We start from the raw sequence: 13,857 nt of genomic DNA, 5'->3' as shown, positions 1-13,857 counted from the left end.
AGGCCGGGTGATATCGAACGGGGCGGTCGCATCGTCGACCGACCAAGAGCCTAGTCGCTGGGGGTTGCGGGCCCTCGGGGCAGGTCGGCTTCAGCTCCGTCATCCGAATCGCCGGGCTCATCCGGATCCGGGGTGGCAGGGTCTTCCTCGACCTCGGCGTCCACCACGACCTCGGTCGGCGCCTCGTCGTGCTCGGGTGCCGGGGCGGTGGCCGGTGCCTCCGGTTCGTCGACGAGCTCTGCTTCGATGACACTGCCCGGAGCTTCACCCGCCGGTATCGGCGATGCGTCGGGAACAGGAGCGGCAATGGCGGGCACTTCCTCCTCGCCCGGAAGATGCGGCTCCTCCTCGCCCGCCGAGTCCCCGTCCACCTCGTCGTGAGCACCCCGACCGCGGAACCACGCGATGACGACGGCGGTGATCGCTCCCACCAATCCCAACCAGGCGAAAGTCAGTCCACCGAACACCCACCACGTGATCCGGACGGTCCCGAAGGCACCCAACTCGCCGCCCGCGATCAGACCGAGCACTGCGGCCACCACACCCACACCCGCGGCGGCGGTCAGCACCGTGAACAGGGCCTCCTGCCCGGCCACCCGCCGACCGGAGTCGCGCCCGAGCATCACACCGATCAGTAGTGGAATCAACAGCAGAGCAGGCCAGGCACCGCCCGCGGCGCCGTCCGGAACCGCGCCGAGTACCGGCAACGGAGGCAGCGAGCCGCCGACGTTTCCGAACACACTGACCGACACGTCACCGATCTGCGCCGCCCCGCCCATCACGGCTGCCGCCGCACCGATCACCACGTTGGGCAGATACAGCACCGAGAGAACCGTCAATCCGAGGGCGCCCATCACACCGTCACCGCGTTCGAGCAACCCACCGACCGTCGACCATTCCACGAGCAACGAAACGGTGACCAGAGCCGCACCGGCACCGACAATCGCCATCAGCGCGCGTAGCCCCGGACGCACCGCGTTCCGCACCCATGCCGGAAGGTCGACGGCAAGCACCGGCCACATCGTCACAGCCACACCGAGCCCTGCGGCCACCAGGTGAACGAACAGCACCCAACCGAACGCGGCGAGAGTATTCGGCGGCGACAACGCGATGACCGCCGACGCGTCCGCGACCACAGCCAGACTGATCGCGGTAACCACCAACGGACCGCCCACCGCTGCTCCGACGACGCGGAGAACCCGGCTGCGGGACGACGCCACGTCCACAGCCCCGGCGCACCCGCGGGCAACAGCCCACACCATGCCCGCGGTCGGAATCAAGGGAAGGACACCGAGCACGGTGCGGTCGATGGTCACCGGAACCTGATGAATGGCCAGCCACGACGCGGCGATCGCCCCGAACGTTCCGGTCAGGTCGCTGTTCGCGGCAACCAGCGTGACCACGATCAATGCCGACAGAAGAACGACCGTCACCACAGCCGGCCGGAACGCCACCGCCAGCAACGCCCACGCCTCGTCCGCGTCCGGCACCCGGACCTGCGGACCCGGACCTCGCCCACCATCAGCGGATCGCCGCTCATCACTTCGTGCGGCCCTGCGCTGAACACGATCAACCAAAGAACTCATCCCCTCGAGAGTGGCACCTGGGCGCCGCGACCGCCGTCAGGCGCGCCGCACAGAAGTGGCCTCCGACCATGTTCGGTCGGAGGCCATCTGCTTGATCTTCCCCGCTACTTGTCGTCCCGGTCTGAACGCGTGTCGAAGGCCTGGGTCGGTGCACCCGGGCCCTCCGACTCGGAAGTCTCACCCGGCTCGGCATGCTGCGATTCGGAGCGCGACTGCTCGCCGTACTCCAGAGTGCGCTCCACCGGTGACGCTTCGGGTTGCGCGCCGTAGGCGGGCGCGGCGTGCTGCGCCGAACCATAGCTCGTGCCGGCCGGTCCTGTCGGATACTGCGACGCGGGGGTCGAGCCCGGCTGCGACGGCTGCGAATACCCCTGGTACTGCGGCTGCTGATACGCAGTGGTCGGAGCGTCGTACGGTGCCGGCCCCGCCCCATACCCCTGCTGCGACGGCGGCTGTCCGTAGCCCTGACCGTAACCGGACTGGCCGGACGAAGAGTGCGTCTGGCCGGGCTGCTGACCGGGCTGACCCTGCTGACCGAAGCCCTGCTGGCCGTACGGAGCCTGGCTTTGCTGTCCGTACCCCGGCTGTGGCGACTGACCCTGCTGCTGACCGTAGCCCTGCGGACCGGCGTACCCCTGAGAGGGCTGCTGACCGTAGCCCTGTCCCTGCTGCCCGAACGACTGTGGCCCGCCCTGGCCGTAGCCGCCCTGGCCGGGCTGGCCGGGCTGGCCGGGCTGGCCGGGCTGGCCGAAAGCACCAGCGGCCGAAGTACTGCGGGCCGGCTGCTTCACCACGCCGATGTCGAACAGCAGCGCAGCGACCGCCACCGCCGACTGGATGAACCCCAGAACGAGGATCAGGACGGCGCCCCACCCGGAATCGGCGTCGAAGTTGAGGAAGATGAGCAGGGCGAGAACCCACCCGGAGATGGACGCCGCCGCAGCCGCACCGGCATAGTTCTGCTTCGGGAGAAGAGATATTGCTGCGAGCAGACCGCCCAGGAACAGCAGCCCGAGACCGTGCGACCCCGCCTCGAAAGAATTCAGCGGCTCGCGGACGACGGTGACGTACGGGGCGAACCCCAACAGCAGGTTCAGCAACCCGAGAACGGCGACACCGATCAGGAGGAAGAAGCCCAGGTTTTTGGAATCTCCCCCTGCATTGTCTTGCGCTGCATTCGGTTGCGCGGGCGGACCGTAGCTCGGCCCGCCGGGCGTGAACGTCATGACTTCTCCTCGTCGACAAGTGGTCGTCTGCGTGCGCTCTTCCGACGCTAGCCTACGGATACCCGTCGGTCACTGCCCTCGGCAGCGACCCGCAGCGCCCGGAACGGTGCGGGAGACAATAGGCCGATGCCGTACACGCTCACTCCCCGCACGACCGATCTCACCGTCGAAACGGAGATCAAACACTCACGCTTCATCGCGGCGGTGCGGCGGGTGGCCGATGCCGAGTCCGCGCGAGACTTCGTCCAGTCGCAACGACGCGCGTATCCCGATGCGCGGCATCACTGTTCGGCCTACATCGTCGGGAACGGTCCCAGTGAACGGATCGAGCGTTCGAGTGACGACGGAGAACCCGGCGGAACGGCGGGGATACCGATGCTGCAGGTCCTGCGGACACGGGACCTCGTCGATGTCGCGGTGGTGGTCACGCGATACTTCGGCGGAATCAAACTGGGGGCGGGCGGACTGGTCCGCGCCTACTCGGGGGCGGTGACCGCGGCAATCGATGCCGCTTCCCTCGTAAGACGCGAGCGACGGCAGCTGCACACATTGGCTGTCCGTCATGCGGATGCGGGCCGGGTTGAGTCGGAACTGCGGATGCGCGGGGTGGTGGTCGTGGAAACGACGTACGCCGAAAAGGCAGTGCTCACGCTCGCGGCCCGGGATTCGAAGGGCTTGGCGGATCTGGTCGCGGCCGTCACGGCAGGTGCGGGGACACTCGATCCGGCCGGTGAGATGTGGGTGGACGCCTGACGGCCCGTGCGTGGTTGACGAGTCCAGAGACTCGTCAACCACGCACGGGCGCGGAGCGCCTAGGCCTGGACGGACAGGCTCTGCAGGATCTCGCGAGCGAGCGCAGCGGTCTCGGACGGCGTCTTGCCGACCTTCACGCCGGCAGCCTCGAGGGCGTCCTTCTTGGCCTGCGCGGTGCCCGAGGAACCGGAGACGATGGCGCCTGCATGGCCCATGGTCTTGCCCTCGGGAGCGGTGAAGCCCGCGACGTAACCGACGACGGGCTTGGTGACGTTCGCCTTGATGTAGTCGGCGGCACGCTCCTCGGCGTCGCCACCGATCTCACCGATCATGACGATGACCTTGGTCTCGGGGTCCTTCTCGAACGCCTCGATGGCGTCGATGTGGGTGGTTCCGATGACCGGGTCGCCGCCGATGCCGATGGCGGTGGAGAAACCGAAGTCACGCAGCTCGAACATCATCTGGTAGGTCAGCGTGCCCGACTTGGAGACGAGACCGATGGGGCCGGAGCCTGCGATGTTCGCGGGGGTGATGCCCACCAGCGACTCGCCCGGGGTGATGATGCCGGGGCAGTTGGGTCCGATGATGCGGGTCTTGTTGCCCTTGGAGACGTTGTACGCCCAGGCGTACGCCGAATCCTGCACCGGGATGCCCTCGGTGATGACCACGAGCAGCGGGATCTCCGCGTCGATGGCCTCGACGATGGCGTCCTTGGCGAAGGCCGGGGGAACGAACGCGATGGAGACGTCCGCGCCGGTCTTCTCGATGGCCTCGGCGACGGTGCCGAAGACGGGCAGCTCGACGCCGCCGTCGTGGGTGACGGTGGTGCCGGCCTTGCGGGCGTTGACACCGCCGACGACCTGGGTGCCGGCCTTGAGCATCAGCGCGGTGTGCTTCGTGCCCTCGCCGCCGGTGATGCCCTGGACGATGACCTTGGAGTCCTTGGTCAGGAAGATAGCCATGTTGTTTTAAGTCCCTTTACTTTGCGGCGAAGGCCAGCTCGGCAGCCTTGTCGGCGGCCTCGTCCATGGTTCCGACGACCGTGACCAGCGGGTGAGCGGCCTCGGCGAGGATGCGGCGACCCTCTTCGACATTGTTGCCGTCCAAGCGGACGACCAGCGGCTTGTTGGCCTCGTCACCGAGCGTCTTCAGGGCGCCGACGATGCCGTTGGCGACCGCGTCACACGCGGTGATGCCACCGAAAACGTTCACGAACACGCTCTTGACCTGCGCGTCGTTCAGGATGACATCCAGGCCGTTCGCCATGACCTCTGCGGAGGCGCCGCCACCGATGTCGAGGAAGTTGGCCGGCTTCACGCCACCGTGCTTCTCACCTGCGTAGGCGACGACGTCCAGGGTCGACATGACCAGGCCGGCGCCGTTACCGATGATGCCGACCTCACCGTCGAGCTTGACGTAGTTGAGGTCGTTTTCCTTGGCCTTGAGCTCGAGCGGGTCCGTGGCGTCCTTGTCCTCGAACGCCTCGTGGCCGGGCTGACGGAACGCAGCGTTCTCGTCGAGCGTGACCTTGCCGTCGAGTGCGAGGATCTGGTCGTCCGGCGTGCGGACGAGCGGGTTGACCTCGACGAGGAGAGCGTCTTCCTTGATGAAGACGTCCCACAGCTTCTGGATCGTGACGGCCGCTGCGTCGAGCACCTCGGCGGGCAGCTTTCCTGCCTCGGCGATGCTGCGCGCGAACGCCAGGTCGACACCCTTCACGGCGTCGACGGGGATCTTGGCGAGGGCGTCGGGGTTCTCCTCGGCGGTGACCTCGATCTCGACTCCACCTTCCACCGAACACATGGCCAGGTAGGTGCGGTTGGTGCGGTCGAGCAGGAAGGAGATGTAGTACTCCTCGGCGATGTCACTCGCCTCTGCGACCAGCAGCTTCTTGACGACATGGCCCTTGATGTCGAGGCCGAGAATGGCCTCGGCGTTCGCCTGGGCGGCGTCGACGTCTGCGGAGTACTTGACGCCACCCGCCTTGCCGCGGCCGCCGACCTTGACCTGCGCCTTGATCATCACGGGCTTACCGATTTCTTCGGCAATCTCGCGCGCGCCGGCGACCGTGTCGGTAACACGTCCAGCCGAAGTCGGCACCTCGTGCTTGGCGAAGAGTTCCTTCGCCTGGTATTCGAAGAGATCCATCTGCTCACCGTCTCGTCTGCGTTGACACCCGCTCGAGGGGTAGGAGCGGGTCTGTTTTGGACTTTAACCAGTTGCCGGGCCAGGTCTACGCCCGCGTGCATGGTATGTGGTCCACATCACGCGATACGCCCCCCTGAGGTGCGCCTCACCGATTTTCCGGCGGGGTGCTCACCGTTTTCCGGTGCGTGCTGTGAGGGCCGCGGCAGCCGCAACCAACACTATGCCCACCGCGGACGGGATGACACCGGCCCCCATTTCCGGGGCCTCCAGCCGCGCTCGGGTGAGAGGCCAGGACAGCAAATACACCCCCATGGCGACGCCTGTCCCCAGGAGGAGTGCGCATGCCCGGGCAGGCCTCGCCCGCGCGGCCACGATCACCGCGAGGACGACCGTGGCACCGAGCAACGCCCGCCCCCACACGTCGAGCCCCCAGGGAAGTTCCCCGAAGGTAGCGGCAGCGGAGTGCTCGCCCACAGCATCGGTGCCCGAGAAGAGCGGAAGTGCCAGTCCGACGAGCGCGGACAGGGCGCCGAGTCCCCCGACCACGAGGACCGCGAGATCGGTCGAGCGCTCCTCCGAGGTATCGATCTCCTCCCGTTCCGCGGAACCGGCGAACCAGGTGAGCACCCCGGTCACGGTGGCAGCGACCGCGGCGCACCACAGCAGAACCGAGCCGGCGCCGGCGCTGATACCCGGTACATCGGTGGCGAGCACCACGGACTGGGTCACCGCCGCGACGGAGAAGGGAATCGTCACCCACAGCACTCCGACCGCGGGTCGCACCGCCGAAGCGAACTCGGAGAAGAACAACCAGATCGTTCCGACGACGAGAACGATGGCTGCGACGAGGACGACCCGGGTCGCCAGAACGTCCGGGCGCGCCAACCCGGCGGGCGTGTTCAGGACCGGGAGCAATGCCCCGGTGGCGGCAAGAACGGTCGCGACGGCTCCGGCGATTCCCGCGGCAACGTGCCATCGGGCGAGCCGGGCGCGCGCCGCCTCGGCTTCTGCCCGCGCGGCAGCCTGGGCGACACCTTTCCCCGACGGCGCGACGGCCCCGGCCTTCACCGTCCCGACTGTCGGCCGATCCGGAATTGCGCCTGCCAGCGCCTGCAGGACGCGAGTATCGCGGGCGCGGTCGACCACGGGGACACACACCCCCGCGACCACCAGCACACCGGCCCCGACGCTCCCCCACACCGACCCCGGCCCGGCGTCGATGCGTTCGCCTGCGACCAGCCCGGCCACCAGGCGCGTCCCGACCACACCCAGAGCGGCGAGGCCGGATCCCACCAGGACTCCCCCCGACACGGGCGGGGAGATGGACGCCAACGCCGAGGCGACGACGACCAGGACCGCGACGGCAATCGCCGCAGCCCCGGCCGAGGCCTCGAGATCCGATTCGATCACGGGAGGAACCAGGACGACGGGATCCGAGGACAGGAAGGCAGGCGCGAACAATGCCCCGACCAGAACCAGGGCCGCTGCCACCGCGCCTGCGGACAAGAGGAACCCCACCCGCGCGCCGGTGGGGCGTCCTACCTGCTCGGAACTGCGGGCGTCGCCATAGCCGTCGAGGAGGGAGCAGCGGTGGACAGCGACCATCCCGAGCAGGCCGGCAAGCGCGATCAGGAGGTGACCGGCCAGGACGGTATAGGCGCCGGCGCCCGTCGAGAGTTCCGCCGCCGTGTGCGGTCGGAACAGCTCGAGTCGGTTGGCATCGATCGCGTCCGTCCACAGCTGTACATCCAGGACGGCCGCGCCGACCGACACGGCACCCGCGCCCGCGAGTACCCCGCCGGCGACGGCGGTCCTTCTGGCGACGAGCGCGGCGATCGCCGCCAGGGGCGCTGCTACTGCGAACACTGCGGCCCACACGGCCGCGGCGCCGATGCCCGGAAGCTCCTCGACGCCTCCCGCCGGCCGAGCAGCGTCCAGCACGGGCGCGACGGCGATACCCAGCCCCCCGAGGAGGGCCAGGATCGCCGCGGTCGTGCACCCTCGGCGAGCCCTGGAGGGATCCGGCTCCTCGAACGCGGCCGATGGAGCGCCGGCGCCGGCGGAGGGGATGCGTTCGGGCTCGGCCCTACGGCACTCTCGGGAACCTGTTGATGACGCCACGGACCGACGCTAACGCTTCACACCCGGACAGCGGCCGCTGTGACACGCGCATCTGCGCTGGAGATCGAATCGAGACCGAGCATCCGCATCCGCATTCCCCCTGTTCACGTTGTGATGCGCATCACAAGTAGCTGTTCATTCGCGTTACAGGTTGCGCGCATCGCAACCGTTTCGTTACCGTCGCCAGGTCTAAGTCACAGGCAGGTCACGAGCAGGAGGTTGGACGGGCGTATGCACCACCGCAGCCAGTTCACGGCCAGCCGTTTTGTGAATCACCACGCTGACGAGGAACGTGAGACTTCGTTCTCGGTTGGTCACAGCGACGAGGTCACGCCCACGTATCCCCCAAGATCGGTCGAGCGTTACACCGAGACCGATAGTTCTGAGATTTCCGACATGCTCTTCCGTGATTCGCATTCTCCGCGCTCCGCCGGCCAAGACGCTCCGCGCTCCGGCAACCACAGCTTCGAGACGGTAAGCAGTTACGACACCGAGTTCGACATCCCCGGCTCCATTCCCCGCAGCGGTATCGAGTCCCCCGAGGGCACGCCCTCCCACTCCCGCCGCGGAGCGCACCGACTTCCCACTCCCCCCTCGGCCCTCAAAGGCCGCGCAGCCGTACTCGCCGTCGCGGCCGGTGCGGTCGTCGCAGCAGGCCAGGCCGCAGTCACCGGTTCTTCCTCCGATTCCTCCGATCACTCCGAGGTCGCCCTCGCCAGTGACGAGTCGAGCGTCATCGGAACCACCGCCGAGCCGCAGGCCGCGCAGTTCTCCACAGTCGCCGATACCGTCGGGTCCGAGTCGAACGCTCCTCAGGTCCTCAACGTTGCGAACCCCACTGACCTGTCGCAGTTCAGCAATCTGCTCGCGAAGGGACAGCGCTTCAGCGAAGAACGCGCCGCCCGCGAGGCCGCTGCCCGTCGGCCGTTGTTCGTTCTCCCCACCATCGGCACCTTCACCTCCAACTTCGGATCGCGCTGGGGCACCCTCCACGCGGGCGTCGACATCGCCGCCCCCATCGGCACCCCCATCGTGGCCGTGGCCGATGGTGAGGTTATCGACTCGGGTCCGGCTTCCGGGTTCGGCATGTGGGTCCGACTCAAGCACGCCGACGGCACCGTCACCGTCTACGGACACATCAACACCTCCACTGTCACCGTGGGCCAGAAGGTCATGGCGGGTGACCAGATCGCGACCGTCGGCAACCGCGGCTTCTCCACCGGCCCGCACCTGCACTTCGAGGTTCACCTCGGCGGCGAGAACAAGGTCGATCCCCTGCCCTGGCTGGCGTCCCGCGGCATCAGCCTCGGCCCCGAGATGGACTGATCCGGAAGTTCCCGGCACGCAACTACAAACACGACTGCGGCGCATGCACAGTGCATGCGCCGCAGTCGTGTTTGTACAGGGCCTACAATTTGGTCATCGGGACGCCACCGATCAGCATGAGCCGGACCTTGCCGGCGCTGCCGAAGTCGATCGTGACGGTGGCTGTCGGTCCGGCACCCTTGGTCTCGAGTACCGTGCCCAGGCCGTACTTGTCATGGGTGACACGGTCGCCCACAGTGAGAACCAGGTTGTTGTTGCGGGAGCGGGCAGCACCGAAACTCGGCGCAGCGGACGAACTGCCGCCATAACCCTGGCCGCCGTAGCCCGAACTCCGGGCGCGGCCGCCACCGATCGCGCCGCCCGAACCGATTCTGGTTCCCGGGTCCTCACGACGCCAGTGCACCAGATCGTTCGGGATTTCCTGCAGGAAGCGCGACTCCGGGTTCTGGATGGGTTGCCCCCATGCCGACCGAATGACTGCGCGGGTGAGGTACAGCCGCTTCCTGGCTCGGGTGATACCGACGTAGGCAAGTCTGCGTTCCTCGGACAGCTCGGTGGGGTCGCCGAGCGCCCGCATGTGCGGGAACTGGCCGTCTTCCCACCCGGTGACGAACACGATGGGGAACTCGAGCCCCTTCGCCGTGTGCAGGGTCATCATGGTGACGACGCCCTCGTCGGAGTCGGGCAGCTGGTCCGAATCCGCCACGAGCGAGACTCGCTCGAGGAAGGCGGCGAGGGAACCGGGGTCGGGTTCACCGTCGCGCGCGTCGACGTCGCCGTCCTCCGGAGTCTCGATCAGCCCAGCAGCATTGCGGGCATCCGAGCTGAACTCCCTTGCAACGCTGACCAACTCGTTGAGGTTGTCGAGCCGGGCACCATCCTGCGGGTCGCTGCTCGCGGCGAGCTCGGCGCGATACCCCGTCCGCTCGAGCACCGCCTCGACGACCTCACCGATGTCGCCGAGCTGATCCGGGACCACCTCGTCCGAGCTGAACTCGGGCGGGAGCATCATCCGCAACCCGTCCATCAGCTCGAGGAAGGAAGCGATGGCCTTCTGCGAGCGGGTGTTCAGCAGCGGCACCCGGCCCTCGCCGCCGTCGCGCAATGCCTCCGCGAAACTGATGCCTCGTTGCTCGGAATGCACTGCCACGCACGCCTCGGCACGGTCACCGATGCCGCGGCGCGGGGTATTGAGAATGCGACGCAGGCTGACCGTGTCGTCCTCGTTGGCGAGCACCCGAAGATACGCGACGATGTCGCGCACCTCCTTGCGCTCGTAGAACCGCACACCGCCGACCACCTTGTAGGGAACGCCGAGGCGGATGAAGATTTCCTCGAGGGCACGCGAGGAGTTGTTGGTGCGGTAGAACACCGCGACATCAGCGAACTTGGCTTCTCCGGAATCGACCAACTTGTCGATCTCCGAAGCGACGAAGGACGCCTCGTCGTGCTCGTTGTCGGCGACGTAACCGGTGATGAGCTCACCCTCGCCCGAGTCGGTCCACAGCCTCTTCTCACGCCGGCCCGTGTTCTTGGAGATGACGGAGTTCGCAGCGGACAGAATGTTCTGTGTGGAACGGTAGTTCTGTTCGAGCAGGATGGTGCGGGCGTCGGGATAGTCGCGCTCGAACTCTTCGATGTTGCGGATCGTGGCACCGCGGAACGCGTAGATCGACTGGTCGGCATCACCCACCACACACAACTCGGCAGGAGCGACGCGGTGCTCGGCATCCCTGTCTTCGGAAGTGCCGCCCACCAATTCCCGGACCAGCATGTATTGCGCATGGTTGGTGTCCTGGTACTCGTCGACCAGTACGTGCCGGAACCGGCGCCGATAGTACTCGGCCACCTGCGGGAACGCCTGGAGCATTGCAACGGTCTCGCCGATCAGGTCGTCGAAGTCGAGCGCGTTGGCCGAGCGCAGCCGCTGCTGGTAGTGGCCGTACACCTTCGCGACCAGGCGCGGCAGCTCCGCCGGATCCTTGTCGGCGTCTGCACTGGCCTGCTCCGGGTCGACGAGCTCGTTCTTCAGATTCGAGATGTGAGTGGCGAGCAGCCGCGCGGTGTATCGCTTGGTGTCGAGGTTCAGATCCTTGGAGATCATCGTCAACAAGCGCCGCGAATCGTCCGCGTCGTAGATGGAGAAGTTGGAGTTGAGTCCCGGAAGCAGCGCGGCTTGGGCGCGCAGGATGCGAACGCAACTCGAGTGGAACGTGGAGACCCACATGTTGTTGGCACGCGGGCCGACCAGGTGCGCGACCCGCTCGCGCATCTCCGCCGCGGCCTTGTTGGTGAAGGTGATGGCCAGGACCTGGCCCGGCATCACACCGCGTTCCGCGAGCAGATAGGCGATTCGGCGGGTGAGCACTGCCGTCTTCCCCGACCCGGCCCCCGCGACGATCAGCAGCGGAGAGCCGGTGTGCACGACGGCCTCGCGTTGCTGCGGATTGAGGCCTTCGAGAAGTGTGTCCGAGCCGGCGCGCGCGGGCGTGGATGCCCGCGGCGACGCCACGGCACCGGTGTGCGAAGCAATACCCGAAATAGTGTTCATCGTCCATCAAACCTACCGGCGTGTACCGACAGCGTCACAGCGGCTTGGCCTGCGTGGTACCGCCGTGGCAAACTGGTACACGTGTTCAGTCAGCCATCGCGCCCCCTGTGGCGATTTTTTTACGGGTACCGGCCTCCGGTGCCCGTGAACTGAACAGCTCACGAGCCCCGAGGTCCACACCGGATCCGGGGCTTTTTTCGTCAAACGAGCCTGGATCGGTAACGACTCGAGCCGAAACAACGATCCAAGTTCTGACAAGAGGGAGACGAACCAATGAGCACTCAGACCGTCGCATCAGCCGCCAAGGACACCGCTGTTCCCACCAGCGAGGCCGAGATCGAAGTTCTCCGTCAGGAGATCGACAAGCTCGACGCCGAGATTCTCGCCGCGATCAAGCGCCGGTCCGAGGTCTCGCAGATCATCGGTGCCACCCGGATGGCGTCCGGCGGTCCGCGCCTCGTCCACAGCCGTGAGATGAAGGTGCTCGAGCGGTTCAACGAACTCGGCCAGGAAGGCCACACGCTCGCCATGCTCCTGCTGCGCCTCGGGCGCGGCCGCCTCGGGCACTGAGCCGCTGAGGCGCGGCCGCCGTCGGTGTACGACAACGGCCGCCTCACCTGATGACTACGACTCGAGTGCCACGTACTTGGTCTCCAGGTACTCCTCGATCCCTTCGCTGCCCCCTTCGCGCCCGAAGCCTGACGCTTTGACGCCGCCGAAGGGGGCAGCGGTGTCTGAAATGACGCCCCGGTTGACGCCTACCATGCCCGTTTCGAGGAGATCAGCGACGCGGAGCGCACGGTCGAGGTCCCGGGTGAAGATGTAGGCGGCGAGACCGTATTCGGTGTCGTTGGCCGCGGCGATGCCCTCCTCCTCGGTGTCGAAACCGCTGATTGCGGCAACCGGGCCGAACACTTCCTCTTTCAGGATTCGGGCGTGTAGCGGGACCTCGTCGAGGACGGTGGCCGGGTAGAAGTAGCCCGGCCCTTCCGGCGCCGCACCGCCCAGCCGGACGCGGGCCCCCGCACCGACTGCGTCCTGCACCAGTTCGCTGACGGTCTCGAGCTGATCGGCGTTGATGAGGGGGCCAAGTGTGGTGCCAGCGTCCTGCCCCGGCCCCAGCGTGTACGACGACATCTTGTCGGCGAGTTTGGCGGTGAATTCCTCGCGGACGCTGTTCGCGACGTGGAAACGGTTGGCGGCCGTGCAGGCTTCACCGCCGTTGCGCATCTTCGCGAGAACGGCGCCTTCCACCGCGGCATCGACGTCGGCGTCGTCGAAGACGACGAAGGGCGCGTTGCCACCCAGTTCCATGGAAGTGCGCAGCAGCCCCTTGGCGGACTTCTCGATCAGCATCCGTCCGACCCCGGTGGAACCGGTGAACGTGAGCTTGCGCAGGCGCCGATCGTCCAGCAAAGGTCCCGTCACTTCGCCGGACTTCGACGTCGGTAGTACGGACAGGACGCCTTTCGGCAGTCCCGCGTCGGCCATGACCTCGGCGAGTAGCAGCATCGTCAAGGGTGTTTCGGAGGCGGGCTTGACGATCATGGTGCAGCCCGCAGCCAGCGCGGGACCGATCTTTCGGGTGCCCATCGCGAGAGGGAAGTTCCACGGGGTGATCGCCAGACAGGGACCGACCGGCTGTTTGGTCACAAGCACTCGTCCGTTGCCGGCGGGTGCAGCTGTGTAGCGGCCGGAGATGCGCACCGCCTCTTCACTGAACCAGCGAAAGAACTCGGCGCCGTACTTCACCTCCGCCTTGCTCTCCGGCAGCGCCTTGCCCATTTCCAGGGTCATCAAGAGGGCGAAGTCGTCGGCACGCTCGATAATCTTGTCGAACACGGTGCGCAACAGTTCCCCACGCGCCCGTGCCGGTGTCGCCGCCCACTCGCTCTGCACGGCCACCGCGGCGTCCAGAGCTTTCATCGCGTCGGCTGGACTGGCGTCCGCCACCTCGGTGAGGGACTCACCGGTGGACGGGTCGAAGACGGTGAAGGTGGCGCCGTTTTCGGCGTCGCGCTGCTCACCACCGAGGAAGAGGGTCGTCGGAACTTGTCGAATGAGTTCGCGGGAATCCATGAGGTCCATCATGCGCCGCACCAGACTTCACACGGAAGTTTCGACGCGCGGGCACTAAGCTCGAACC

10 protein-coding genes are annotated in these 13,857 nt (G+C 67.1%); 3 read left to right on the top strand and 7 right to left on the bottom strand.

From position 1 onward, the window contains the following. Positions 1-50 precede the first annotated feature (50 nt). Both NOF53_RS03180 and NOF53_RS03175 read right to left on the bottom strand, forming a co-directional pair. Positions 51-1,577, bottom strand: coding sequence for a cell division protein PerM (locus NOF53_RS03180; protein ID WP_374212561.1), 1,527 nt, complete (start codon positions 1,575-1,577; stop codon positions 51-53). A 113-nt stretch (positions 1,578-1,690) separates the two neighbouring features. Next, positions 1,691-2,812, bottom strand: a complete 1,122-nt coding sequence (locus NOF53_RS03175; protein ID WP_255965521.1) for a DUF5336 domain-containing protein — start codon at positions 2,810-2,812, stop codon at positions 1,691-1,693. A gap of 126 nt (positions 2,813-2,938) precedes the next feature. Here NOF53_RS03175 and NOF53_RS03170 point away from each other — a divergent pair, with 126 nt between their 5' ends. Next, on the top strand, positions 2,939-3,565 hold the full coding sequence (locus NOF53_RS03170; protein WP_255965520.1) for an IMPACT family protein: 627 nt from the start codon (positions 2,939-2,941) through the stop codon (positions 3,563-3,565). A 59-nt stretch (positions 3,566-3,624) separates the two neighbouring features. Here the strand turns inward: NOF53_RS03170 and sucD are convergent, their stop codons facing one another. The 3 genes from sucD to NOF53_RS03155 all read right to left on the bottom strand — a co-directional run bounded on the left by sucD (position 3,625) and on the right by NOF53_RS03155 (position 7,834). Further along, a complete protein-coding gene (gene sucD / locus NOF53_RS03165; protein WP_073365705.1) occupies positions 3,625-4,527 on the bottom strand; it encodes a succinate--CoA ligase subunit alpha in 903 nt (300 codons plus the stop codon). Positions 4,528-4,543: 16 nt separating this feature from the next. Further along, positions 4,544-5,713, bottom strand: coding sequence for an ADP-forming succinate--CoA ligase subunit beta (gene sucC / locus NOF53_RS03160; protein ID WP_255965519.1), 1,170 nt, complete (start codon positions 5,711-5,713; stop codon positions 4,544-4,546). A gap of 168 nt (positions 5,714-5,881) precedes the next feature. Further along, positions 5,882-7,834, bottom strand: a complete 1,953-nt coding sequence (locus NOF53_RS03155; protein ID WP_255965518.1) for a hypothetical protein — start codon at positions 7,832-7,834, stop codon at positions 5,882-5,884. Between the two features lie 231 nt (positions 7,835-8,065). Between NOF53_RS03155 and NOF53_RS03150 the strand changes: the two genes are divergently transcribed. Beyond that, positions 8,066-9,160: a M23 family metallopeptidase gene (locus tag NOF53_RS03150; protein WP_255965517.1), complete on the top strand. Its 1,095-nt coding sequence runs from the start codon at positions 8,066-8,068 to the stop codon at positions 9,158-9,160. An 82-nt stretch (positions 9,161-9,242) separates the two neighbouring features. On the opposite strand, the gene pcrA is transcribed toward NOF53_RS03150, so the two are convergent. Continuing rightward, positions 9,243-11,711 carry a DNA helicase PcrA gene (gene pcrA / locus NOF53_RS03145; protein WP_255965516.1) on the bottom strand — a complete coding sequence of 823 codons (2,469 nt, stop codon included), beginning with the start codon at positions 11,709-11,711 and terminating at the stop codon, positions 9,243-9,245. Between the two features lie 273 nt (positions 11,712-11,984). Here pcrA and NOF53_RS03140 point away from each other — a divergent pair, with 273 nt between their 5' ends. Next, positions 11,985-12,281 (top strand): chorismate mutase, encoded by a 297-nt coding sequence (locus NOF53_RS03140; RefSeq protein WP_109332711.1) that lies wholly within the window; start codon positions 11,985-11,987, stop codon positions 12,279-12,281. 54 nt (positions 12,282-12,335) lie between these two features. Here NOF53_RS03140 and NOF53_RS03135 read toward each other — a convergent pair whose 3' ends face one another. Then, entirely contained in the window at positions 12,336-13,790 is a 1,455-nt protein-coding gene (locus tag NOF53_RS03135) for an NAD-dependent succinate-semialdehyde dehydrogenase (protein ID WP_255965801.1), read from the bottom strand. Positions 13,791-13,857 lie beyond the last annotated feature (67 nt).

The sequence above is a fragment of the Rhodococcus tibetensis genome (assembly GCF_024438035.1).
Taxonomy (GTDB): Bacteria; Actinomycetota; Actinomycetes; order Mycobacteriales; family Mycobacteriaceae; genus Rhodococcus_F; species Rhodococcus_F tibetensis.
This window is presented reverse-complemented; position numbering and strand designations above follow the sequence as displayed.